This window comes from Novosphingobium sp. ERN07, from assembly GCF_012641335.1.
In the GTDB taxonomy this organism is placed as follows: domain Bacteria; phylum Pseudomonadota; class Alphaproteobacteria; order Sphingomonadales; family Sphingomonadaceae; genus Novosphingobium.
In genome coordinates, this window is sequence record NZ_JABAID010000017.1 from 23,131 (window position 1) to 44,478 (window position 21,348).

Here is a 21,348-nt window from a genome sequence, read left to right on the forward strand (position 1 = left end):
CTCCCCCTCATCTTCAGAGGAGGGGGCCGGGGGGTGGTGCTGTTCCAACGCCGCCCTATCCTGAAACCCACCACCCCCAACCCCCTCCTCTGAAGATGAGGGGGCTAAGATCAAGTCACCCGCCACACCCACAGCTTGATCCCAAGCGGGTAGCGCGCACCGGAGCAGACGAAGATCGAGCGGTTCATCCAATCGTATTTGCCGACAGGCGCGATGAATTCTGGCACCGTGCGGAAATAGTACTCCGCAGGGTCCACGTCCTGCCCACTGGCAAGACGCTGCATCACATCGGGCGGACCGTGGCGCAGGCCGCGATTGCGGATCTGGATCACCACGCCGTCGTCGGTTTCAAGCGCATACATCGCATCGGCCACGGTTACGCCATCGGGCCGCGTTACCTGCCAATCTGCGGCGTTGCCGATCAGCTTGCCGCTGATGAGCGGCCCTTCCACGCGCCCACCACCAACGATCGGAATGATCCGCCGTGTTCCGTCGAACGTTTCGCCAATTGCCACCGGCGGTTCCAGTTCGCCCGTTGCTTCGTAGACGAATTCAAGGCCCGGTTGGATCATGCCGCCAACACCTTGAGCACGGGTTTGATCACACGTCCGCTTTCGCTGGCTTCGAACGCTGAGTTGATATCTTCGAAGGCGAACATTTCGACGAGACGATCAAATGGATAGCGTCCGGCAACGTGGTGTTCGATCAACTGGGGAATGAACACTTGCGGATCGCTGTCCCCTTCAAGAATGCCCATCACCCGCTTGCCGCCCCCCATCAGCGACGTTTCGTTGAAGTGGAGCATTGCGTCGGCGTCTGATGCGCCGACAAGGCCAAGGATGCCGCGAGGCGCGAGTTGGTTGAAGGCCAGCTCTATCAGCTTGCCGAGACCGGTGGTGTCAAAGGCGTAGTTGATGCCGGTCGGGCAAATGTCTTGCAGGGCCGCGGCCAGATCGGCATCGCCCTTGATGGAGTGCGTTGCGCCAAGTTCGCGGGCCAGCGCCAGACGGTTTTCGTGCAGGTCGATGGCGATGATCGGGTCGGCGCCCGCAATGCGCCCGGCCATGATCGCGGACAGGCCGACAGCGCCTGCGCCGAAAACGACTAGCGAGCGCCCGGCTTTGACCGCCATCGAATTGAGCACTGCACCCGCGCCGGTCTGCAACCCGCAGCCGAGCGGGCCGAGCCTTTCGAGCGGGACATGGGCGGCGCTTGTCGGCACTTTCACCACGTTGCGTTCGCTTGCGATGGCATGGGTGGCGAACGAGGATTGGCCGAAGAAGTGGCTATGCACCGGGCCTTGCGCCGTGCTGATAGCCACGCTGCCATCCGCGCGTGCGCTGGCAAAGTTGTAGGGGCCGAAGTTGTAGCAATAGGCCGGGGCGTGATCATCGCAATTGGGGCAGGCGCCGCAACTGGCGAAGGACAGCACCACGGCATCGCCGGGCGTGACGCCGGTGACGCCTTCGCCCACGGCCTCTACCACGCCCGAACCTTCGTGGCCGAGCACGACGGGGAGCGGAACCGGCAATTGCCGATCCCGCACCGCCATATCGGTGTGACAAACGCCTGCGCCGACGATGCGCACCAGCACTTCGCCCGCGCGCGGAGCGTCCAACTGGGCGTCCTCTATCGAGAAGTGCGTGCTGCCTTCGCGGCAAACGGCGGCGCGAATCTGGGTCATGCAGCAAGTTCCTTTTCAGCAAGGCCGATCTCGTCCGCATTGGCCCAGTTGCCGTGCAGGCCAAAGCGCAGGCGGATCGGGATGTGGACGGTTGCCACAGGGCCTTTCTCGATGTCGAGTGCATCAAAGATCAGCAGATCGCTGCGCTGATCTTCAAGCCGGTTGCAGACCTGCACGATCCAGCCATCACCTTCAGGGGCATCCTTGGCGCGGGGCACGAAGCAGGGTTCCTGCAGGGAAGAGACGGGGCCGCACCACCAGTGCTGTTCCTTGCCGGTTTCAAGGTCTTTCAGGAACAGGCAGTTCATCAGTAACCCGCCGGCGCTGCCGCCGCGCAGCTCGACCGGGCGCTTCATGTCCATTTCGAGGAACCAGCCATAGCGGCTTTTCGTGCCTGCAAAGCGATCGTCAATGCGGGGGAATTCCGATGCCGTATCGGACAGCCTGACGATTTCGGCAAAGTCCTCGCCATTGCTCGCCATGTCCACCACCCAGTCGGTGGGATAGCTCATCGCTTCCATGCCGTTGAACGGTGCGCCGTGGACGTCGGGAAAGAACGGGAACATATTGTTCTTCGCCTCGCACGTCACGAAGTGGACTTTCGTGCCGTCCTGCCATGCGTTCAGGACGTGGGATGCAAAGCAGTTGTCGCGTTTGAACCAGCGAATGTCCTGATCGGTCACGCCATCGCGGCGGGGAATGACGCCGAGGTGGACAGGCATTGTGGTATCGAAGCCGAAGTGCGGCTTGCCCTGTTCAAGTCGTTCCCAGCTACCGATTGAAGGCACGATGTGCAGCACGAGGTAATCCTCGGTAATGCCGAAATCGTGCATCATGCAGTAGTAGGGCACCTTGAACCACACCTCGCGGATCAGTTCGCCGGTGGGGCTGATTTCCATGTAGGTCACGTCATCGGTACAAAGGCCGCTGGCGGCATAGCCAATGGCGACCATGTTGCCGGTTTTCGGATCGATCTTGGGATGGGCAGTGAAGGTTTGCCCCGTCATCTTGCCGCCGAACTTTTCGAACCCGAAGGTTTCCATCGTCGCCGGGTCCATGACGAGGGCCGGGCTGTCTTCCTTCATCGCCCAGAGTTTGCCACCGAACACGAACGCATTGGTATTGGCCGTTGAACGGATTTTGCCCTTCACGGCATCATCATCGGTCAGCGGGTTGCGATAAGCGCCGAATAGGGCTTTGCCTGCTTCGTTTTCCAGCTTCCATTTGTCGGTCTTCGCCCAGCGCTGGCGGAAGTCTACCTGACCATCGTGGATATGAAAACGGGTGATCATGCCGTCGCCATTGAAGGCGATATCGTCTGCTAGGCGAGGCGGAAATTGCGGGTCGGGCTGGACGCGATAGAATGCGCCGTTTAATCCTCCCGGAATCGTGCCTTCGTGTGCAAGGTCGGCAATGTCCGCCTCGATCCGCGACGGCGTGTTGAATCCCGTGAAACTGGGGGTGTTCGGAAATTGTGCCATAGCATCCTCCTCGCGATATTGTATGTAAAGCTAACAATTAGACAAGCGCATTCGTTGGGGGCAGGGCATTGATCAAGGACAAATTCGCCGACGCCATCGCGCCCGCTGGGCATACCGGCGAGGAAGATATCGGTGCGATCAACGATATTCTCGGCTTCCACATCCGCTTGGCGCATGGCGCGTGCCTGCGGCACTTTACCGAGACGTTCACCGATCTCGACTTGACCCAGAAGCAGGTTTCGGTGCTGTGGCTGGTCGATGATCATCCCGGTATTGCGCAGACCGATCTGGCGCAGCGTCTGCGGATGGACCGCGCCACCACGATGGCGATTATCAACCGGTTGCAGGCCAAGCATTTCCTGCGCCGGGACCGCTCTCCCAAGGATGGGCGCAAGCAGGCGCTGTTCCTGCAACCCGAAGGACTGGACATGTTGGCCCGCGCCAAGAGCGCGATTGGCGAACATGAATCCTGGGTGAAAAGCCGCTTTTCCGACAAGGAAGTGAAGCAGCTCATCGAACTGCTTTCGCGAATCCACGAATAAGTTATAGGCAATAGCAATTGGCCGGATGGGCCGCGAATATCGGGACGAGGATAAGGGCCGCACATGACACAGACCCCGCGCGAGGTGATCGAGCAGACGCCGATGGGCGTTCGCCAATGGATCGTGGTGGTCCTGATGGTGCTGTTGAACGCACTTGATGGGTTTGACGTGCTGTCGAGCGCTTTTGCCGCGCCGGGGATCACCGCCGATTGGGGCATTGCCCGTCCGGCGCTGGGCGTGGTGCTTTCGGCCGAACTGCTCGGCATGGGCTTCGGTTCTGTGTTGCTGGGCGGGGCGGCTGACCGGTATGGCCGCAAATATACCATGATCGCCTGTCTCGTGCTGATGGCGATTGGCATGTATCTGGCGAGCATCGCGACGGCGGTTCAGCCGATGGTTGCCTACCGGTTCCTCACCGGTATCGGCATCGGCGGTATGCTCACCACCACCAACGCGGTAGTTGCCGAAAGCACCAACAGCCGTTGGCGCTCTGTCGCCATTGCGGTCTATGTGGCGGGCTATCCGCTGGGCGCGATCGTCGGCGGAATTGCGGCATCGGAATGGCTGCTGCCCACCTACAGCTGGCACGCGGTGTTTGTGTTCGGCGCGGTGGTGACCGCAGTTTTGGTCCCGGTCATTCTGGTGCTGGTGCCCGAAACAGCGGCCTATCTGGTGACGGAGCGCAATCTGGCGGGCGTGAACCGTACCCTCGCCGCGTTCGGCAAGCCTGCTGTCAGCGATCTGCCGGTGATCGTGCCCGGTACCGCCAAGCCGCGCGTGACTGATATCCTGTCCAACCCCAAACTGCGTCCGGTCACCCTGCTGCTGGCGTTTGGCTACACATTCCATTGCATCACGTTCTATTACATACTCAAGTTTGGTGTGCAGATCGTGTCCGATTATCCGCCGGGCTATCCTCCAGCGCAGGCGGCCACGGTCCTGACATATGCCAACATCGGCGGGTTCTTGGGCAGCGCGCTTTTCGGCTTCGTGATGGCACGGCTGGGGGTAAGGTGGCCAACCGCGCTGATGCTGCTGATCGGCGCGATGATGGTGGCCTGGTTCGGCACCGGGCGCGATACGCTGAACGCGTGGCAAATGGCGACGATGATTGCCGGTTTCTTCACCAATGCGGCGATCAGCGGCTATTATGCCGTCTTTGCGCGCGGCTTCCCGGCTTATGCGCGGGCCACCGGCACAGGTTTCGCGCTGGGCGTGGGGCGGCTGGGCGCTGCGGGAAGCCCGTTGTTGGCGGGCACCCTGTTTGGCTGGTTGGGAGACGACCAGCTGTTGACGGTGTCGATCATCATGGCGATGGGCTCGGTTTTCAGCCTCGTGCTGTTTCTGATGCTGCCCGAGCGCGATGGCGACGACGTGATGGCGGAGCAGCCTGCCGCATAGGATCACTTCAGAGTCGTTGACCGGATCGGAGCGGACGGAATGCGTGTGACCAGAAGCGTCGTTTCTTCCCTTCTTTGCACGGCCCTGTGGTGGGGGAGTTGTGGGGGAGTTACCGCAGAGTCCCGCCAGAGTTCGCGAGAGTTGGAAACTGCCTCTCCGCTGGTCTGGGACGGCCATAACGATGTCCCCGAACAGTTGCGTGAACGTCGCCAGGACGTGCTCGATGGCTTTGATTTCAATGATACCCGCCCGTTGGGGATGATGACCGACCTGCCGAGATTGCGCGCCGGCAACGTCGGTGCACAGTTCTGGTCGGTCTATGTCTCGGCCACGCTGCCAGAACCGCAGGCGGTGCAGGCCACGCTCGAACAGATCGACGTGATGAAGCGCCTGATCGCGCGTTATCCTGCCGACATGCAGTTTTGCACTGACGCGCAATGCGTGGAGGCATCGTGGAAAGCGGGGCGCGTGGCTTCGCTGATCGGGATGGAAGGCGGGCATTCGATCGGTGGGTCGCTTGCCGTGCTGCGGCAGATGTACGCCCTTGGCGCGCGTTATATGACGCTTACGCATTTCAGGAACACCGCCTGGGCCGATAGCGCGACCGACGCTCCAGCGCATGACGGGCTGACGCCATTTGGCGAAAAGGTTGTGCGCGAAATGCACCGGCTTGGCATGCTGGTAGACCTTGCGCATGTCAGCGAAGCGACGATGCGCGACGTGCTGGCGCTGGGCGGCCCGCCGCCGATGGTGAGCCATTCCAATGCGCGCGCCATCAATGACCATGCGCGCAATGTCTCGGACGACACGCTGCGGCTGATCGGGGCGCGGGGCGGGATCGTAATGGTCAATTTCTATCCGCCCTATGTGCTCGAAGCCGCGCGGCAATGGTCTGCCGCGCGCGACGGGGAGGTCGCGCGGCTCAAGGCATTGCACCGGGGCGCGCCTGAGGCCGAGGCAGCGGCACTGGCCGCGTGGGATAAGGTCAATCCCATGCCGCGTGGTAGCATTGCCGATGTGGCCAATCATCTTGATCACATCGCGCGATTGATCGGTGCAGATCATGTGGGGCTGGGCGGCGATCTCGATGGGGTTGAGGCGACGATAGCCGGGCTGGACGATGTTTCGCGCTATCCAGCTTTGTTTGCGGAGCTTGCCCGCCGTGGCTGGCCGCAGGGCAAGCTCGAAAAACTGGCGAGCCGCAACATGATGCGCGTGATGCGTGCGGCGGAACGTTTTTCGCAGGCGCACAAGGGTGATACGCCGCTGGAAAATGAGACGACGTTCTGACGATTTGCCCTCGACGTTCCGAGTGGAATTGGGCAAAGATTGTTCGGTTAAATAACATTTATCGACGGAGAGAACCGATGTTCACACACACCTTCCTTGGCACCAACGACGTCGAGAAATCGCGCGCTTTTTACGCTGCGGTGATGGCTGCGCTGGGCCATGAAACGGCCGTGCCGCTGCCGCACGGCACCGCGTTTCCGTCGGCTAGCGGTTCGCTGATCGTGGCGACGCCTGCCAATGGCGAGGTGCACACCGTTTCGAACGGCTATACGCTCGGCTTCAAGGCGGCCAACGCAGGCGTTGTGGATGCTTGGCATGCAGCGGGCGTTGCTAATGGCGGAACCTGCGAAGGCGCGCCTGGCGTGCGTGAAAATTCGCCGGGCCAGCAGTATGGCGCCTATCTCCGTGATCCCGATGGCAATAAAATTTGTGCTTTCGCGCCCAATCCCGGAGTGTAATCAACGAACTCTGCGATTTCCGTTACTTAACGAATGGCGTCTATGTTTTCCGGCGCAATTCTGCGCCGGATCGCATTTTGACGGATGGGTAAGGCTGTTGACGGGTGCTCTCGAGTGTGATTTGCGTCACCTAATAAATTTGACAGATTATATCAGGGACGCACATTCATGGCTGTCAAAGACCGTACTCAAGACATTAACTTGGGTGCATTGGCTATACATATCAATGTTATGCGTGTTATGTGGGCAACGGTATTACCGAAAATTGCCCAAATAGCACCAAATCCGCGTGATTGGCTTTCCGAAGTGCAAGATACGGCAATGCTTGCGACTGATTATACAGCATTCCCGCAGGCATTTCACATTGATCCCGATATGATGAAGGCAGCTGTCGCAGGATCGATTGAGGAGATGTTTGCCGGTGCTCTTGCGGTATTGACGACGCAAGAGTCTGATTGATCAGACTATAAATCGGTGATGCCATAAGGCACCAGATCGCGCGAATGCGGATCGACGATGATGGCGCGATCACTGGGCGGAAACGCGCGTTGATCGCACTTGTCGCGCGGGCAAATGCGGCATGAGATACCGATGCGAGTGACGGCTTCGGGCCGAGCGAGGTTGATGCCGTCGGCATAGATGAATTCATCGGCCAACGCCGCTTCGCAGCCCAGCGCCACGGCATAGCGGCGCGGCGGGCGGTAGAAGCTGCCCGATGGCTTCACCAGTCCCTTCGCGATGGAAACATAGCGCACGCCATCGGGCATCTCTGCCGCCTGAACGTGAATGCGGTCGGGGATGGCCACGGCTTCATGCACCACCCACAGCGGGCAGGCGCCGCCGAAACGGGCGAATTGCAAGCGTGTGGCGGAATGGCGCTTGGTGATGTTGCCGGCCATGTCCACCCGGCAGAAAAACATCGGAATGCCGCGTGCCTGCGGGCGTTGCAGTGTAGACAGGCGATGGCAGACCTGTTCGAAACTCGCCCCGAAAAGCTGGCGCAACTGATCGATATCATGGCGCATCGCACGGGCGCGGGTGCGGAACCATTCGTAGGGCATGATCAGCGCACCCGCTGCATAGTTACCGAGGCCGACAGTGAGCAATTGGCGTGCTGCGGCAGATTGTAACGTGGCTTCGGATACGATGACTGTGATTTCCTCGCGCAGTGCCTCTGCCGCCAGTTGATATGCCATCTGGAAGCGACCGCTTTCGATGGGCTGATTGGGGTCGAGCGTAAGGCGGCGGGCCTGAGGATCGAACCGGCGCATCGCACCACCGCTGACCTGCTCCACCGCGATGCCCCGACTTTCCAGCCACACTGCCATCTGACCCATCGTGGGCGACATGCCGGTGCCAGAAAGGTGCACGGCGAGGCGTTCGGCGGCGCGGTCGATGCTGTCGACATAGTTGTTGGCGTGGTGGAACCAGTCGCGCACTTCCTCCCAAGGCAGACGACCGCCCGAAACGTTGTCTGATCCGAGCGCCTCGTCGATGGCTTCGAGCCGCTGGACCGAGCGGCGGTGCTGGTCCCACAATTGGGCGAAGGCCTGCGCGAAGGCGGGATATTGTTCGGCCACGCGCTCGACCTGTTCGCCGGGAAGCGTCAGGCCAAGCTGAGGGGCGGCGGTCGCATCGCGCAAGGCTGCAAGGACTGGTTCCACCCGGTCGGCGGCGAAATCCTGCCAATCTACCGGGAAGGCTTGTTGGAGGCGATCGGTCAACGCCGGGGTCAATGGGCGTTCGTCATTCTCGATCTGCGAAAGGTACGAGGCGCTGATGCCCAACAGCGATGCCATCTCACCCTGCCGCAGCTTGCGCGTGGTGCGCAGGGTCTTGAGCTGCTCACCTGCAAACAAGCGCCTGCGTGCCATTATTTACCTGCCTCAATTTGCAAAGTGATCCTTCGCAAGTTTGCAGAATAACATTGGACTTGGCAAGCGCGCTGGCGCAGTTGGATGACCGATCCGCATTCAGGCCCGCTTGTCGGGCCAAATGCGGGCACGGCTCCGGCCTGCGCCTCGGGGAGGAGGAACGGGTCGGAGCCGGGCAGCAGATTGAGTTTCACCGTTCAAGAGAGGGTGCCGGAATGTCCGCCAATATTGCCGAGATGGAAAAGCGCCGGGAAGCCGCGCGGCTGGGTGGCGGGCAGAAGCGTATCGATGCGCAGCACGCCAAGGGCAAACTGACCGCACGCGAACGGCTTGACGTGCTGCTTGATGAAGGCAGCTTTGAAGAAGTCGACATGTATGTCGAACACAACTGCGTCGATTTCGGGATGCCGGACACGGTGATTCCGGGTGACGGCGTGGTGACCGGATCGGGCACGATCAACGGTCGTCTGGTCTATGTGTTCAGCCAGGACTTCACCGTGTTCGGCGGTTCGCTGTCTGAACGGCACGCGCAGAAGATCTGCAAGATCATGGACATGGCGCTGAAAGTGGGCGCGCCGGTGATCGGACTGAACGATTCGGGCGGCGCGCGCATTCAGGAAGGCGTGGCATCGCTGGGCGGCTATGCCGAAGTGTTCCAGCGCAATGTGCTGGCATCGGGCGTGGTGCCGCAACTTTCGCTCATCATGGGCCCTTGCGCGGGCGGCGCGGTTTACAGCCCTGCAATGACCGACTTCATCTTCATGGTGAAGGACAGCAGCTATATGTTCGTGACCGGACCCGACGTGGTGAAGACGGTGACGAACGAGATCGTCACGCAGGAAGAGCTGGGCGGCGCGGTAACGCATACGACCAAGACTTCGGTGGCCGACCTTGCGCTGGAAAACGATATCGAAGCGCTGCTGGCGGCGCGCGATTTCTTTGATTTCCTGCCGCTGTCGAACCTTCAAGATGTGCCTGAACGGCCCACGTCCGACCCGTATGACCGGCTTGAGCCGAGCCTTGACAGCATTGTGCCCGCATCGGCCACGCAGCCCTATGACATGCATGAAGTCATCCGCAAGACGTTGGACGAGGGCGACTTCTTCGAAGTGCAGCCCAAGCACGCGGGCAATATCATCATCGGTTTCGGGCGTGTCGAAGGGCGCACCGTGGGCGTGGTGGCCAATCAGCCGATGGTGCTGGCGGGCGTGCTGGACATCAATTCATCGAAGAAGGCGGCGCGGTTCGTGCGCTTCTGCGATGCGTTCAACATTCCGATTCTGACCTTTGTCGATGTGCCGGGCTTCCTGCCGGGCACCGCGCAAGAGCATAACGGCATCATCAAGCATGGCGCAAAGCTGCTGTTCGCTTATGCCGAAGCGACCGTGCCGAAGATCACCGTGATCACGCGCAAGGCCTATGGGGGTGCCTATGACGTGATGGCGTCCAAGCACCTGCGCGGTGACCTGAACTATGCCTGGCCGACCGCCGAAATCGCGGTGATGGGGGCCAAGGGCGCGGTGGAAATCATCTTCCGTGGCCTTTCTGCCGAAGAGCAGGCGGTGAAGACCAAGGAATACGAAGACCGCTTCGCCAACCCGTTCGTGGCGGCCAGCAAGGGCTTTGTGGACGAAGTGATCCACCCGCACTCCACCCGCCGCCGCGTGGCGCTGGGCCTGCGCAAGCTCAAGAACAAGAGCTTGGAAAACCCCTGGAAGAAGCACGACAACATTCCGCTCTGACGTGCTGAACTGATTGGAAAGACTGACATGACCGACATCTACATCGTTTCGGGCGCGCGCACGGCCATCGGTTCGTTTGGCGGCAGCCTTGCTTCGCTGCGCCCGGCGGAAACCGGCGCGATTGTCATCAAGGAAGCCATCGCGCGCGCCGGGATCAGCGCGGACAAAGTGCAGAATGTGGTGATCGGCACCGTGGTGCCTACGCAGCCGAAAGACGCCTATGTCAGCCGCGTGGCCGCCGTGAATGCGGGTGTGCCGATTGAGGCACCCGCCATGAACGTCAACCGCCTGTGCGGTTCGGGCCTTCAGGCGATTGTTTCGGCGGCGCAGGGCATTGCGCTGGGCGAACAGGACATTGCCATCGGCGGCGGCGCGGAAAGCATGTCGAACGCGCCGCACATGATCCTAACTGCACGCAACGGCCAGAAGATGGGCGATCAGGTGCTGCTAGACGCCATGTTGGGCGCGCTGCACGATCCGTTCGAAAACTTCCACATGGGCGTCACGGCGGAAAACGTGGCGGAGCAGTGCGGCATCAGCCGGGAAGAACAGGACGCGGTTGCGGTGGAAAGCCACAAGCGCGCGGCGGCGGCTGTGGCAGCGGGATACTTCAAGGAACAGATCGTTCCGGTGGAGATCAAGACGCGCAAGGGCACAGTCGTGTTCGACACCGACGAGCATTTCCGCGCCGATGCCAGCGTGGAAGCGATGGCCACGCTGAAGCCGGTGTTCAAAAAGGACGGCACGGTTACCGCAGGCAACGCCAGCGGGATCAACGATGGCGCTGCGGCGGTTGTTCTGGCCAGCGGCAAGGCCGTGGAAGAACACGGGCTGAAGCCGATGGCGAAGATTCTTGCATGGGGCCATGCCGGGGTTGAACCGCGCGTGATGGGCCTTGGCCCGGTGAAGGCGGTGCCGGTGGCGCTGGCCCGCGCAGGCCTGACGCTGGACCAGATCGACGTGATCGAGGCGAACGAAGCCTTTGCCGCGCAGGCCTGTGGCGTCGCCAAGGAACTGGGCTTTGATGCGGCCAAGACCAATCCCAACGGTTCGGGCATTTCGCTGGGTCACCCCATCGGCGCAACCGGCGCGATCCTGACGATCAAGGCGATGTACGAACTGCACCGCACCGGCGGGCGCTATGGCCTGATTACCATGTGCATCGGCGGCGGTCAGGGCATCGCCATGGTCATCGAAAGGGTCTGACGATGAAGCTGGGCCGGTTGAATCATGTTGGCGTCGCCACGCCAGATATCGACGCTTCGATTGCGTTCTATCGCGATGTGATGGGCGCTTCTGACATTACTGAACCGTTCGTGCTGGAAAGCCAGCAGGTGCGAGTGTGCTTCGTCAATACGCCGGGTGAGGGCGGCACGGCGGGCACGCAGATTGAACTGATCCAGCCGACCAGCCCGGACAGCGCGGTGGGCAAGTGGCTTGCTGCCAATCCCTTGGGCGGTCAGCACCACCTTTGCTACGAAGTGCCGGACATTCACACCGCGAAAGCGTGGTTTGAAGCCAACGGTAAGCGCGTGCTGGGTGAACCCCGCATCGGTGCGCATGGGACGCTGATTTTCTTCGTTCACCCCAAGGACATGGGCGGACAACTGACCGAGATCATGGAGACGCCGAAGGGCGATCACCACTGAGTTTAACCGTCGCCCCGGGCTTGACCCGGGGTCCCGCTGCCTTCGGACGGCGGTGCGGTCGAAGAAAAGCGGGACCCCGGATCAAGTCCGGGGTGACGATCTAAGGATTGCGAGATGAGCGACAAGACGCTGACAGACTGGCAGGCTGCCGCCGCCAAGGAAGTGAAGGGCAAGGATCTGACCTGGCAAACGCCGGAAGGCATTGCCGTCAAGCCGCTCTACACCGCCGAGGACGTGACCGTGGACCCCGGCCTGCCGGGCTTTGCGCCGTTCACCCGCGGGGTGCGCGCCAGCATGTATGCGGGTCGTCCGTGGACGATCCGCCAGTATGCCGGTTTCTCCACCGCCGAGGAATCCAACGCCTTCTATCGCCGCAACCTTGCCGCCGGGCAGAAGGGCCTCTCGGTCGCCTTCGACCTTGCCACGCATCGCGGCTATGACTCCGACCACCCGCGCGTGACGGGCGACGTCGGCAAGGCGGGCGTCGCCATCGACTCCGTCGAGGACATGAAGATACTGTTCGACGGCATCCCGCTCGATCAGATGTCGGTTTCGATGACCATGAACGGCGCGGTTATTCCGATCCTCGCCTTCTTCATCGTCGCCGGTGAGGAGCAGGGCGTTGAGCGCAAGTTGCTCGACGGGACCATTCAGAACGACATTCTGAAGGAGTTCATGGTCCGCAACACCTACATCTACCCGCCCGAACCCAGCATGCGGATCATCTCGGACATATTTGGCTATACCAGCCGTGAGATGCCGAAGTTCAACTCAATCTCGATTTCCGGCTATCACATGCAGGAAGCCGGCGCGACGCAGGTTCAGGAACTGGCCTTCACCATCGCCGACGGCATGGAGTACGTGAAGTACGGCGTGGCGTCGGGCCTCGATATCGACAAGTTTGCCGGGCGCCTGTCGTTCTTCTTCGCCATCGGCATGAACTTCTTCATGGAAGTGGCCAAACTGCGCGCCGCGCGCGTGCTGTGGCACCGGGTGATGACCAAGCTGGGCGCGCAGGATGAACGCAGCAAGATGCTGCGCACCCACTGCCAGACCTCGGGCGTTTCGTTGCAGGAGCAAGACCCCTACAACAACGTCATCCGCACCACGATCGAGGCGATGGCCGCGATGCTGGGCGGCACCCAGTCGCTCCACACCAACGCGCTTGATGAAGCCATCGCGCTGCCGACCGACTTTTCTGCCCGCATCGCGCGCAACACGCAGATCGTGATCCAGGAAGAGACCGGGATGACCAAGGTGGTCGATCCGCTCGGCGGGTCGTACTACATCGAGAGCCTGACGCAGGAACTGGTCGACAAGGCGTGGGAGATCATCGAGCGCGTCGAGAGCGAAGGCGGCATGGCCAAGGCTGTGGCCGCTGGTTGGCCGAAGGCGATGATCGAGGAAGCCGCTGCCGGACGGCAGGCGCGCGTTGACCGCGCTGAAGACGTTATCGTGGGCGTGAACAAGTATCGCCTCACCAGCGAAGACCTGCTCGAAACGTTGGAAGTGGATAACGACAAGGTTCGTCAGGGCCAGATCGCGCGGCTGAAATGGGTGCGCGAAAACCGTGACGAAACAAAGTGCCGCGCGGCACTGAACGCGCTGACCGAAGGCGCGAAGACCGGCGGGAACCTGCTGGAATTAGCGGTTGAAGCCGCGCGCCATCGCGCCACGCTGGGCGAGATTTCAGACGCAATGGAAGTTGTGTTTGGCCGCCACGGCACGTTCCCGACACCGGTGAAGGGCGTCTATGGTTCGGCCTATGCCGGTGACTCGCGTTACCAGCAGGTTGTCGATGGCGTCGAAGCCGTGACGCGCCGCCTTGGCCGCACCCCGCGTATGCTGGTGGCCAAGATGGGGCAGGACGGCCACGATCGCGGCGCGAACGTGATAGCCTCTGCGTTCAGCGACATGGGCTTTGACGTGACCAGCGGCCCGCTGTTCCAGACGCCCGAAGAAGCCGCCAAGCTGGCAATCGAAAAGGAGGTGGATGCAGTTGGTGCATCCTCGCTCGCCGCCGGGCACAAGACGCTGATCCCCGAACTGATCGGCCACCTGCGCGCGGCTGGCCGCTCTGATATCAAGGTCGTGGCTGGCGGCGTGATCCCGCCGCAAGACTATGACTTCCTGCGCGAAGCAGGCGTGCAAGGCATCTACGGTCCGGGCTCGAACGTGGTGGAATGCGCGGCGGACATGCTGCGCCTGCTGGGGCACAATATGCCGCCGGTGGATGCTTAAGCGATTGAAGGGTAGATAGAATGTTCAAGAAAATCCTCATCGCCAACCGTGGCGAAATTGCCTGCCGCGTTATCAAGACAGCGCGCCGCATGGGTATCCAGACGGTGGCCGTCTATTCCGACGCCGACGCCCGCGCGCCGTTTGTGCAGATGGCCGATGAAGCCGTGCATATCGGGCCTGCGCCTGCCGCGCAGTCATACCTGATTGCGGACAAGATCATTGCGGCGTGCAAGCAGACCGGGGCTGAAGCGGTGCATCCGGGCTATGGCTTCCTGTCCGAACGAACGTCGTTTGCCGAGGCGCTGGCCGCAGAGGGCATCGAATTCATCGGCCCACCTGTTGGCGCGATTGCGGCGATGGGTGACAAGATCGAATCCAAGAAACTCGCCAAGGAAGCGGGGGTCAACGTCGTCCCCGGCTTCGTCGGCGAGATCGAGGATACCGAACATGCCGTGCGCATCTCGGACGAGATCGGCTATCCCGTGATGATGAAGGCCTCGGCCGGCGGCGGCGGCAAGGGCATGCGCCTTGCCTATTCAGAGAAGGACGTGCGCGAGGGCTTCGAGGCGGTGAAGCGCGAGGGCCTGAACTCGTTCGGCGATGACCGCGTGTTCATCGAGAAGTTCATTCTCAATCCGCGCCACATCGAGATCCAGATCCTCGGCGACAAGCACGGCAACATCCTTTACCTGAACGAGCGCGAATGCTCGATCCAGCGCCGCCACCAGAAGGTGGTGGAAGAAGCGCCATCGCCCTTCGTCACGCCCAAGATGCGCAAGGCGATGGGCGAGCAGTGCGTCGCCCTGTCGCGCGCGGTTGGTTATTACTCTGCGGGCACGGTGGAACTGATCGTTTCGGGCGCGGACCCGAGCGGTGAAAGCTTCTACTTCCTCGAAATGAACACCCGCCTGCAGGTGGAGCACCCCGTCACCGAGGCGATCACTGGCATCGACCTCGTCGAGCAGATGATCCGCGTCGCCTATGGCGAGAAGTTGGCCATGACTCAGGATGACATCAAGATCGACGGATGGGCGATCGAGAACCGCGTCTATGCCGAAGACCCATATCGTGGGTTCCTACCTTCGACGGGCCGCTTGATCCGCTATAATCCGCCGGTCGATGGCTGGACGGACGATGGCGCGGAAAATGGCCGCCGTGGCGTGGATGGCGTGCGCGTCGACGATGGCGTCTATGAAGGCGGCGAAGTGTCGATGTTCTATGACCCGATGATCGCCAAGCTGGTGACCTGGGGCAAGACGCGCGACGAGGCGGCGGACAAGCAGATCGAGGCGCTGGATGCGTTCGAGATCGAAGGGCTGGGCCACAACATCGATTTCGTCAACGCGATCATGCAGCACCCGCGCTTCCGTTCGGGCGAACTGACCACGGGTTTTATCGCCGAGGAGTATCCCGAAGGCTTCCACGGCGCGGCAACGTCGGGTGAATTGAAGCAGACGTTGGCGGCGCTCGCTGGGTTCCTTGCCACGGCACGGTCGGACCGGGCACGGCAGGTGGATGGGCAGCTCGGTTACGAGCTTGATCCGCCGTCCGAGTGGGTGGTGACCATCGGTGGCGACAGCTTCAGCGTGGAACTGACCGAGGATGAGATCAGCGTTGACGGCAAGGCCATCGACATTGCGCTGGAATACACGCCGGGTGACCGGATGGTGCATTGTGAGGTAAACGACAAGCCGCTGTCGGTGAAGGTCGAAACCACGCGCGCAGGCTTCAAGCTGACCACGCGCGGGACCATTCACAATGTGCAGGTTCTGCCAGCGCACATGGCGCATTTGACGAAGCACATGATCGAAAAGATCCCGCCCGATCTTTCGAAATTCCTGATCTGCCCGATGCCGGGTCTGCTCGTCTCGCTCAATGTGGGCGAAGGCGATACGGTGGAAGCCGGGCAGCCGCTGGCCGTGGTCGAAGCGATGAAGATGGAAAACATCCTGCGCGCTGAAAAGGCGGGCACGGTCAAGACCGTCAACGCCAAGCCGGGCGACAGCCTTGCCGTGGATGCGATCATTCTTGAAATGGAGTGAGTAGTAGCGCGGTCATGTGCCGCGCCTTCACCACCCCCAAACCCCCTCCTTGCGAACAGGAGGGGGCTTTTTTGTGCCACCTTGCGAAACCACCTGTCGGGCAGATCCGCCTTTTTCGATGCCTGCTCCCTTTTGGCTATGGCGCAAAACCGTTCAGGCAGGATAAAGCGCGCAAAGCTGATGAGAGGTCTTCAGGCTTCGCGGTGGAGCGGGGACCGGTTTAGAACAGGGCAGGTGTCCAGATGAGCAAGTTGACGGGTGCAGTGTTGATTGCAGGTCTCGCGGTTTCGGCGCTGGCGGGCGGTACGGCCTATGCGCAGGATGCTGCTGCGGGCAAGAAGGTGTTCATGCGCTGCGTAGCCTGTCACGCGGTTAAGGCGGGTGCTCCGGCCAAGATGGGGCCGAATCTTGCTGGTGTTGTGGGTCGCAAGTCCGGCTCGGCGGCTGGGTTCAAGTACTCCGCAGCGATGCAGAAAGCAAAGCTGACTTGGAACGATGCCACGATGGACAAGTGGCTGGCGAAGCCTTCGGCAGTGGTGCCGGGCACGTCGATGGCATTTGCCGGTCTGCCCAACCCGGCTGATCGCGCGAACGTGATTGCCTATCTCAAGAAGCCTGTTCCCTAAGGCGTAACGATATTGAAGGCAGGATCCGGTTTGTCGAGCCAGCCGATCAGGCGGGCGAACGCAGCCGGATCCCCTTCTATTTTCGCTTCGCCTGAGGCGATCTTTGCGGCCAGCGGCTGTCCAGTGAACAGCGCGGCGAGCAAATCGGCATAGCGTACGGTCAATGTCGCCTGCCGCCCATCGCGCAGGCCGGGGCGATGAACCAGCACGCCATTGGCCACCGTCACGGTGTGTTGCGCCTGTTTGTCAGGAAAGGTGAAGCCCAGCGCGGTGAAGCCGTCTCCGGCCTTTGCTGGATCGATTCGCACGGCCAGCACATCGAACAGGTCTGACGGCGGCAATTGGCTGACAAGTGCGGCTCCGCCGGTCGGGTCGGCAGCGGCAACACCATTTTCCAGTTCGCTCGCCCCGGTCAGGTACATGTTGCGCCACAGTGCGTTCTCGCTCTGGTAGGCTAGCTGCCGGTAGGTGCGCGTCAGAAGGGCTTTGGCGGCGCTGTCAGACGCATCAGCGAAGATCACCTTGTCGAGCAATTCGGCGGCCCATGCGTAGTCACCTTTGGCAAAAGCCTCTTGCGCCAAAGCCTTGACCCGTGCCGCACCGCCCATCGCTTCGACATAGCGTTTGCCGCCGGTTTCGGGCGGCAGCGGGGCAAGGTGGACCGGGTTGCCATCGTACCAACCCATGTAGAACTGATAGACCGCGCGCGAATTGAAGCTGTAGGAGCCGTAATAGGGCCGGTCGTACCACTGTTTAGCCAGCGCGGGCGGCAGCGTGAGCGTTGCGGCAATTTCCGGGCCGGTCAGTCCTTTGTTCATCAGCCGCACCGTCTGATCGTGCAGATAGGCGTAGGCATCACGGTGCTTGCCCAAATAGTCAGTGATTTCGCTGGTGCCAAAGCGCGGCCAGCCGTGGCTGGCGATCAGCACTTCCGCCCCGGAGAAGAAGTCGATCGCCTCGGTCAGGCCTTGCGCCCATGCCTTCGCATCGCGGATCACCGCGCCGCGCGGGGTTAGGATGTTGTGCTGCGTAACGTTAGCATTCTCGGCAAGGTCGACTACGGCCCAATCGGGGAAGCCCAGATTCATTTCTGCAGGCGCTTCGGTCCCTGGGGTGACCTGAAAGCGGATTCGCACGCCGTCGATGGTCAGTTCCGTGCCCGTCTCCGAAATCTCCTGCGTTGGCGGAACAAGGCTGCGCGAACCTGCGGCCACGCCTATGCCGATGCCCGATCCCATCGATCCTTCAGGTCCTTTAGGCATGCCGAGGCCGAACTGGTATCCTGCACGACGGCCCATTGCAGGCCCTGCGATCACGTTTTCGCTCACTGCAGCGCGCGTAAAGCCCTGCGGCGCGAGGATCGGCGCATCCTTTAGCATCATCGCACTGAATGCGGCCGCCCCGCCGAAATGATCGACATGGCTGTGGGTGTAGATCATGCCGGTGATCGGCAGCTTCGTGACCTTTTCCGATATCAGCGCATAAGCGGCGGCGGCGGTTTCGGTTGCGGTTAGCGGATCGATCACGATCCAGCCCTTGCCGCCCCGCACGAAGGTGATGTTGGCCACGTCGAACCCGCGCACCTGCCAGATGCGGTCTGTCACCTTGAACAGACCGGCCTTGCCCAAGACTTGCGCGTGACGCCACAAGCTGGGGTGTACGCTGGACGGCGCATCGCCCGTGGCGAATGCGAGGCCTTGGATATTCCACACAGGTTTGCCTGCGGCATCGCGGATGATCGGGTCTTCCAGCGTGGCGACGAAGCCACGCGCCGCGAAATCGAAATCGCGCCGGTCTGTCATCGGCAGGTCTGCAAGTGCGGCAGTATTGGTCTTGCGCGTGGCTTCGCTCGCTGGTTCCGCAGCGGCGGAAAGCGGCGTCAGAAGGAGCAAGGCGCTACCGAGCAGGCGGTGCCGCAGGTTCATCGTTGGCATGGTCTCTCCCGGCTGTCGTTCTGGCGGCAGCTCCGCGAGCAGATTGGCCTTAATCGATTGATTAGGGAAGTGGGAAAGCAGCCGTCAGCCGAACAGGCGTTTCAGCCACCCGCGTTTGATTGGCACGGGCGGTTGCTGACCCGTCAGCCGGATCAGATACTGCGCGAGCAGCATGGCCTGATTGCGTGTCATCAGCAGGTGATGCGTGTCGACAGAATCCGGCGTCGGTCGTGCTGCCACCGTCGATTGCACCGTCAACTGGATGTTGCGCGAAATGTCCTGATGCTTCCACCCGATCACCACGCCCGACAATTCCTGCGGCACGCCTTTGCCGGGCGATTCTGCCGTGGCCATTTTTGTCCTCTCCCAGTTCCCGGATTCCAAGGAATCGCAAGAACGGAGGGGCGTCAAGCCAAATCGGATGTTTTCAACCGGTCTCGAAAGATCAGGCAGCGAGCTGGTAAGGTGCAATTTCACCGGCCAAGTAGAGCTTCTTGGCCTTGGCGCGGCTGAGTTTGCCGGAACTGGTACGGGGCAGCGTGCGCGGCGGCACGAGTTCTACGACGCAGTTCATGCCCGTGATCGACCGCACCTTGTCACGGATCTGGTCGCGCAGTTTCACGCGTTCAACCGGATCGGACACACGGCAATGGACCAGCACGGCGGGGGCTTCCTCGCCATTCTCGGTTTCCACCGAAAATGCCGCGATATCGCCTTGATGGAATCCCGGAAGCTGTTCCACGGCCCATTCGATGTCCTGTGGCCAGTGGTTCTTGCCGTTGATGATGATCATATCCTTTGCGCGGCCGACGATGAACAGGTAGCCCTTCTCATCGACATAACCCATGTCGCCAGTGTCCAGCCAGCCGTCGATCATGCAGGCGTCGGTCGCGTCAGGATCGCGGAAATAGGAGTGCATCACCGACGATCCACGGCACCACACCTTGCCGATGTGGTGGTGCGACAGATGATTGCCGCTTTCGCCACGGATAGCCACTTCCATGCCGCGCACAGGCACGCCACAGTTCACCATTGCGCGGTAGCGGGCCGGGCGAGACAGGTCACGGGGTGTGCCCGAAAGGCGCTCTTCCTCAACCAGTTCCACGCGGATGCCTTCACCCGGCGGCATGACTGTTACCGCCAGTGTCGCTTCGGCAAGGCCATAGCTTGGCAGGAAGGCATCTGCCTTGAAGCCGGCATCGGCAAAGGCGTTGACGAAGTTCTGCATCACATCGGGCCGGATCATATCGGCCCCGTTGCCCGCCACGCGCCAGCGCGACAGGTCGAACCGGTCGGAAACGTGGCTCTGGCTCGAAATGCGACGGGCGCAGATGTCATAGCCGAACGTGGGCGAGTAGGAGAGCGTGGTGCCCTGATTGCGGCTGATCAGATCGAGCCATGCAAGCGGACGGCGGGCGAAATCCTCGGTCTTGAGGAAATCGACCGAGACGCTGTTGGCGATGGGCGAAAGGAAGCAGCCGACCAGACCCATGTCGTGATACCACGGCAGCCACGACACCGCGCGGTCCGGGTTGTCGATCTTCATGCCGTGCGAATGCCCGGCAAGGTTCGCCAGAAGGGCGCGATGGGTGACAGCCACGCCATGCGGGAAGCGGGTTGAGCCGCTGGAATACTGGAGGTAGCTGATCGCATCGGGATCAGGCGCGGGCAGGGCATCGGCGCTTTCTGCGCCAGCGTGGAATTCGTCCCACGAAAGCCCCGCGCAACCCTGCCTTGCGGCGGCGGCACTGGCCATCTCACTGATTTCGCCGGGATAGATCAGCATCTTGGGATCGGAGCTGGAAAGCTGCACGGCCAGTTGGTCGATATAGCTTTCCTTGCCGCCAAAGCTGGTGGGCAGCGGCAGCGGCACCGGCCATGCGCCCGCGTACATTGCGCCGCAGAAAATCGCGGCAAAATCCGGGCCGGTTTCGGCCACAAGCGCCACGCGATCACCCGGCGCAACGCCCAGTGCCACCAGCTTGCGGGCGGCAACCAGCGCATCTTCGCGCAGTTCGGAATAGGGATAGGCCCGCGCCAGATTGCCGCGCGGGTCATGGAAATTGAAGCCGAGCACGCCCTTTGCCGCGTAATCGAGCGCGTCGCAAAAGGTGTCGAAGTCCGCATAGCGACGTGGCTGCACGTCGACATTGGGTGTGGAAACGAGAGTCGCCTTGTCAGCAACGGCGCTCGAAACGGTCATGCGATACCCCGATTGTTCTCTTCTATCGTCCTGCAAGCCCATTCTGCGACCGCAGGTGAATGGCCCATGACTGCTCCGTGACAGGAAAACAACGACCAATCCGGTACAGTCACGGTACGGACGTTCTCATTTAGCGGCGACTGTGGCACGAATGTGGCGGATGGATCACAATTCCCCCGAT

18 protein-coding genes are annotated in these 21,348 nt (G+C 61.5%); 11 read left to right on the top strand and 7 right to left on the bottom strand.

Features of this window, described 5'->3' with window-relative positions:
• Positions 1–110: 110 nt before the first annotated feature.
• From HGI47_RS17460 to HGI47_RS17470, 3 genes are read right to left on the bottom strand one after another with little or no spacing between them, the layout of a single operon-like run.
• Complete coding sequence (locus tag HGI47_RS17460) at positions 111–572, bottom strand: DUF3237 domain-containing protein (RefSeq protein ID WP_168854056.1); 462 nt, start codon at positions 570–572, stop codon at positions 111–113.
• A complete protein-coding gene (locus tag HGI47_RS17465; protein ID WP_168854057.1) occupies positions 569–1,684 on the bottom strand; it encodes an NAD(P)-dependent alcohol dehydrogenase in 1,116 nt (371 codons plus the stop codon). The genes HGI47_RS17460 and HGI47_RS17465 overlap by 4 nt, the downstream gene beginning before the upstream one ends.
• A complete protein-coding gene (locus HGI47_RS17470) occupies positions 1,681–3,165 on the bottom strand; it encodes a carotenoid oxygenase family protein (protein ID WP_168854058.1) in 1,485 nt (494 codons plus the stop codon). Before HGI47_RS17470 ends, HGI47_RS17465 begins: the two co-directional genes overlap by 4 nt.
• A 68-nt stretch (positions 3,166–3,233) precedes the next feature.
• Between HGI47_RS17470 and HGI47_RS17475 the strand changes: the two genes are divergently transcribed.
• The 5 genes from HGI47_RS17475 to HGI47_RS17495 all read left to right on the top strand — a co-directional run bounded on the left by HGI47_RS17475 (position 3,234) and on the right by HGI47_RS17495 (position 7,315).
• Positions 3,234–3,707, top strand: a complete 474-nt coding sequence (locus tag HGI47_RS17475; protein ID WP_168854059.1) for a MarR family winged helix-turn-helix transcriptional regulator — start codon at positions 3,234–3,236, stop codon at positions 3,705–3,707.
• Between the two features lie 63 nt (positions 3,708–3,770).
• Positions 3,771–5,108 carry an MFS transporter gene (locus HGI47_RS17480; protein WP_206066266.1) on the top strand — a complete coding sequence of 446 codons (1,338 nt, stop codon included), beginning with the start codon at positions 3,771–3,773 and terminating at the stop codon, positions 5,106–5,108.
• Positions 5,109–5,249: 141 nt separating this feature from the next.
• On the top strand, positions 5,250–6,398 hold the full coding sequence (locus HGI47_RS17485) for a dipeptidase (protein ID WP_240950261.1): 1,149 nt from the start codon (positions 5,250–5,252) through the stop codon (positions 6,396–6,398).
• A gap of 77 nt (positions 6,399–6,475) precedes the next feature.
• Positions 6,476–6,856, top strand: a complete 381-nt coding sequence (locus HGI47_RS17490) for a VOC family protein (protein ID WP_168854061.1) — start codon at positions 6,476–6,478, stop codon at positions 6,854–6,856.
• 168 nt (positions 6,857–7,024) lie between these two features.
• Entirely contained in the window at positions 7,025–7,315 is a 291-nt protein-coding gene (locus HGI47_RS17495) for a hypothetical protein (RefSeq protein ID WP_168854062.1), read from the top strand.
• Between the two features lie 5 nt (positions 7,316–7,320).
• On the opposite strand, the gene HGI47_RS17500 is transcribed toward HGI47_RS17495, so the two are convergent.
• On the bottom strand, positions 7,321–8,730 hold the full coding sequence (locus tag HGI47_RS17500; protein ID WP_168854063.1) for a short-chain fatty acyl-CoA regulator family protein: 1,410 nt from the start codon (positions 8,728–8,730) through the stop codon (positions 7,321–7,323).
• 215 nt (positions 8,731–8,945) lie between these two features.
• On the opposite strand from HGI47_RS17500, the gene HGI47_RS17505 reads away from it, so the two are divergent.
• The 6 genes from HGI47_RS17505 to HGI47_RS17530 all read left to right on the top strand — a co-directional run bounded on the left by HGI47_RS17505 (position 8,946) and on the right by HGI47_RS17530 (position 17,030).
• Positions 8,946–10,472: an acyl-CoA carboxylase subunit beta gene (locus HGI47_RS17505; protein WP_168854064.1), complete on the top strand. Its 1,527-nt coding sequence runs from the start codon at positions 8,946–8,948 to the stop codon at positions 10,470–10,472.
• A gap of 27 nt (positions 10,473–10,499) precedes the next feature.
• A complete protein-coding gene (locus tag HGI47_RS17510; RefSeq protein WP_168854065.1) occupies positions 10,500–11,678 on the top strand; it encodes an acetyl-CoA C-acyltransferase family protein in 1,179 nt (392 codons plus the stop codon).
• A 2-nt stretch (positions 11,679–11,680) separates the two neighbouring features.
• Complete coding sequence (mce, locus tag HGI47_RS17515) at positions 11,681–12,121, top strand: methylmalonyl-CoA epimerase (RefSeq protein WP_168854066.1); 441 nt, start codon at positions 11,681–11,683, stop codon at positions 12,119–12,121.
• Between the two features lie 114 nt (positions 12,122–12,235).
• Positions 12,236–14,362, top strand: coding sequence for a methylmalonyl-CoA mutase (gene scpA / locus HGI47_RS17520; RefSeq protein WP_168854067.1), 2,127 nt, complete (start codon positions 12,236–12,238; stop codon positions 14,360–14,362).
• 20 nt (positions 14,363–14,382) lie between these two features.
• Positions 14,383–16,404 carry an acetyl/propionyl/methylcrotonyl-CoA carboxylase subunit alpha gene (locus tag HGI47_RS17525; protein WP_168854068.1) on the top strand — a complete coding sequence of 674 codons (2,022 nt, stop codon included), beginning with the start codon at positions 14,383–14,385 and terminating at the stop codon, positions 16,402–16,404.
• A gap of 242 nt (positions 16,405–16,646) precedes the next feature.
• Positions 16,647–17,030, top strand: a complete 384-nt coding sequence (locus tag HGI47_RS17530) for a cytochrome c family protein (protein ID WP_168854069.1) — start codon at positions 16,647–16,649, stop codon at positions 17,028–17,030.
• On the opposite strand, the gene HGI47_RS17535 is transcribed toward HGI47_RS17530, so the two are convergent.
• From HGI47_RS17535 to HGI47_RS17545, 3 genes are all read right to left on the bottom strand, one after another.
• Positions 17,027–18,964 carry an alkyl/aryl-sulfatase gene (locus tag HGI47_RS17535; RefSeq protein WP_168854070.1) on the bottom strand — a complete coding sequence of 646 codons (1,938 nt, stop codon included), beginning with the start codon at positions 18,962–18,964 and terminating at the stop codon, positions 17,027–17,029. The genes HGI47_RS17530 and HGI47_RS17535 overlap by 4 nt on opposite strands.
• An 84-nt stretch (positions 18,965–19,048) precedes the next feature.
• On the bottom strand, positions 19,049–19,318 hold the full coding sequence (locus HGI47_RS17540) for a hypothetical protein (RefSeq protein WP_168854071.1): 270 nt from the start codon (positions 19,316–19,318) through the stop codon (positions 19,049–19,051).
• 91 nt (positions 19,319–19,409) lie between these two features.
• Positions 19,410–21,167 carry a fatty acyl-AMP ligase gene (locus HGI47_RS17545; protein ID WP_168854072.1) on the bottom strand — a complete coding sequence of 586 codons (1,758 nt, stop codon included), beginning with the start codon at positions 21,165–21,167 and terminating at the stop codon, positions 19,410–19,412.
• Positions 21,168–21,348: the final 181 nt, after the last annotated feature.

Coding starts and splice junctions, on each gene's coding strand:
- HGI47_RS17470 (WP_168854058.1), bottom strand. CDS start 3,165: ATGGCACAATTTCCGAACACCCCCAGTTTCACGGGATTCAACACGCCG.
- HGI47_RS17545 (WP_168854072.1), bottom strand. CDS start 21,167: ATGACCGTTTCGAGCGCCGTTGCTGACAAGGCGACTCTCGTTTCCACA.
- HGI47_RS17495 (WP_168854062.1), top strand. CDS start 7,025: ATGGCTGTCAAAGACCGTACTCAAGACATTAACTTGGGTGCATTGGCT.
- mce (WP_168854066.1), top strand. CDS start 11,681: ATGAAGCTGGGCCGGTTGAATCATGTTGGCGTCGCCACGCCAGATATC.
- HGI47_RS17510 (WP_168854065.1), top strand. CDS start 10,500: ATGACCGACATCTACATCGTTTCGGGCGCGCGCACGGCCATCGGTTCG.
- HGI47_RS17535 (WP_168854070.1), bottom strand. CDS start 18,964: ATGCCAACGATGAACCTGCGGCACCGCCTGCTCGGTAGCGCCTTGCTC.
- HGI47_RS17505 (WP_168854064.1), top strand. CDS start 8,946: ATGTCCGCCAATATTGCCGAGATGGAAAAGCGCCGGGAAGCCGCGCGG.
- HGI47_RS17540 (WP_168854071.1), bottom strand. CDS start 19,318: ATGGCCACGGCAGAATCGCCCGGCAAAGGCGTGCCGCAGGAATTGTCG.
- HGI47_RS17525 (WP_168854068.1), top strand. CDS start 14,383: ATGTTCAAGAAAATCCTCATCGCCAACCGTGGCGAAATTGCCTGCCGC.
- scpA (WP_168854067.1), top strand. CDS start 12,236: ATGAGCGACAAGACGCTGACAGACTGGCAGGCTGCCGCCGCCAAGGAA.
- HGI47_RS17500 (WP_168854063.1), bottom strand. CDS start 8,730: ATGGCACGCAGGCGCTTGTTTGCAGGTGAGCAGCTCAAGACCCTGCGC.
- HGI47_RS17490 (WP_168854061.1), top strand. CDS start 6,476: ATGTTCACACACACCTTCCTTGGCACCAACGACGTCGAGAAATCGCGC.
- HGI47_RS17465 (WP_168854057.1), bottom strand. CDS start 1,684: ATGACCCAGATTCGCGCCGCCGTTTGCCGCGAAGGCAGCACGCACTTC.
- HGI47_RS17530 (WP_168854069.1), top strand. CDS start 16,647: ATGAGCAAGTTGACGGGTGCAGTGTTGATTGCAGGTCTCGCGGTTTCG.
- HGI47_RS17480 (WP_206066266.1), top strand. CDS start 3,771: ATGACACAGACCCCGCGCGAGGTGATCGAGCAGACGCCGATGGGCGTT.
- HGI47_RS17460 (WP_168854056.1), bottom strand. CDS start 572: ATGATCCAACCGGGCCTTGAATTCGTCTACGAAGCAACGGGCGAACTG.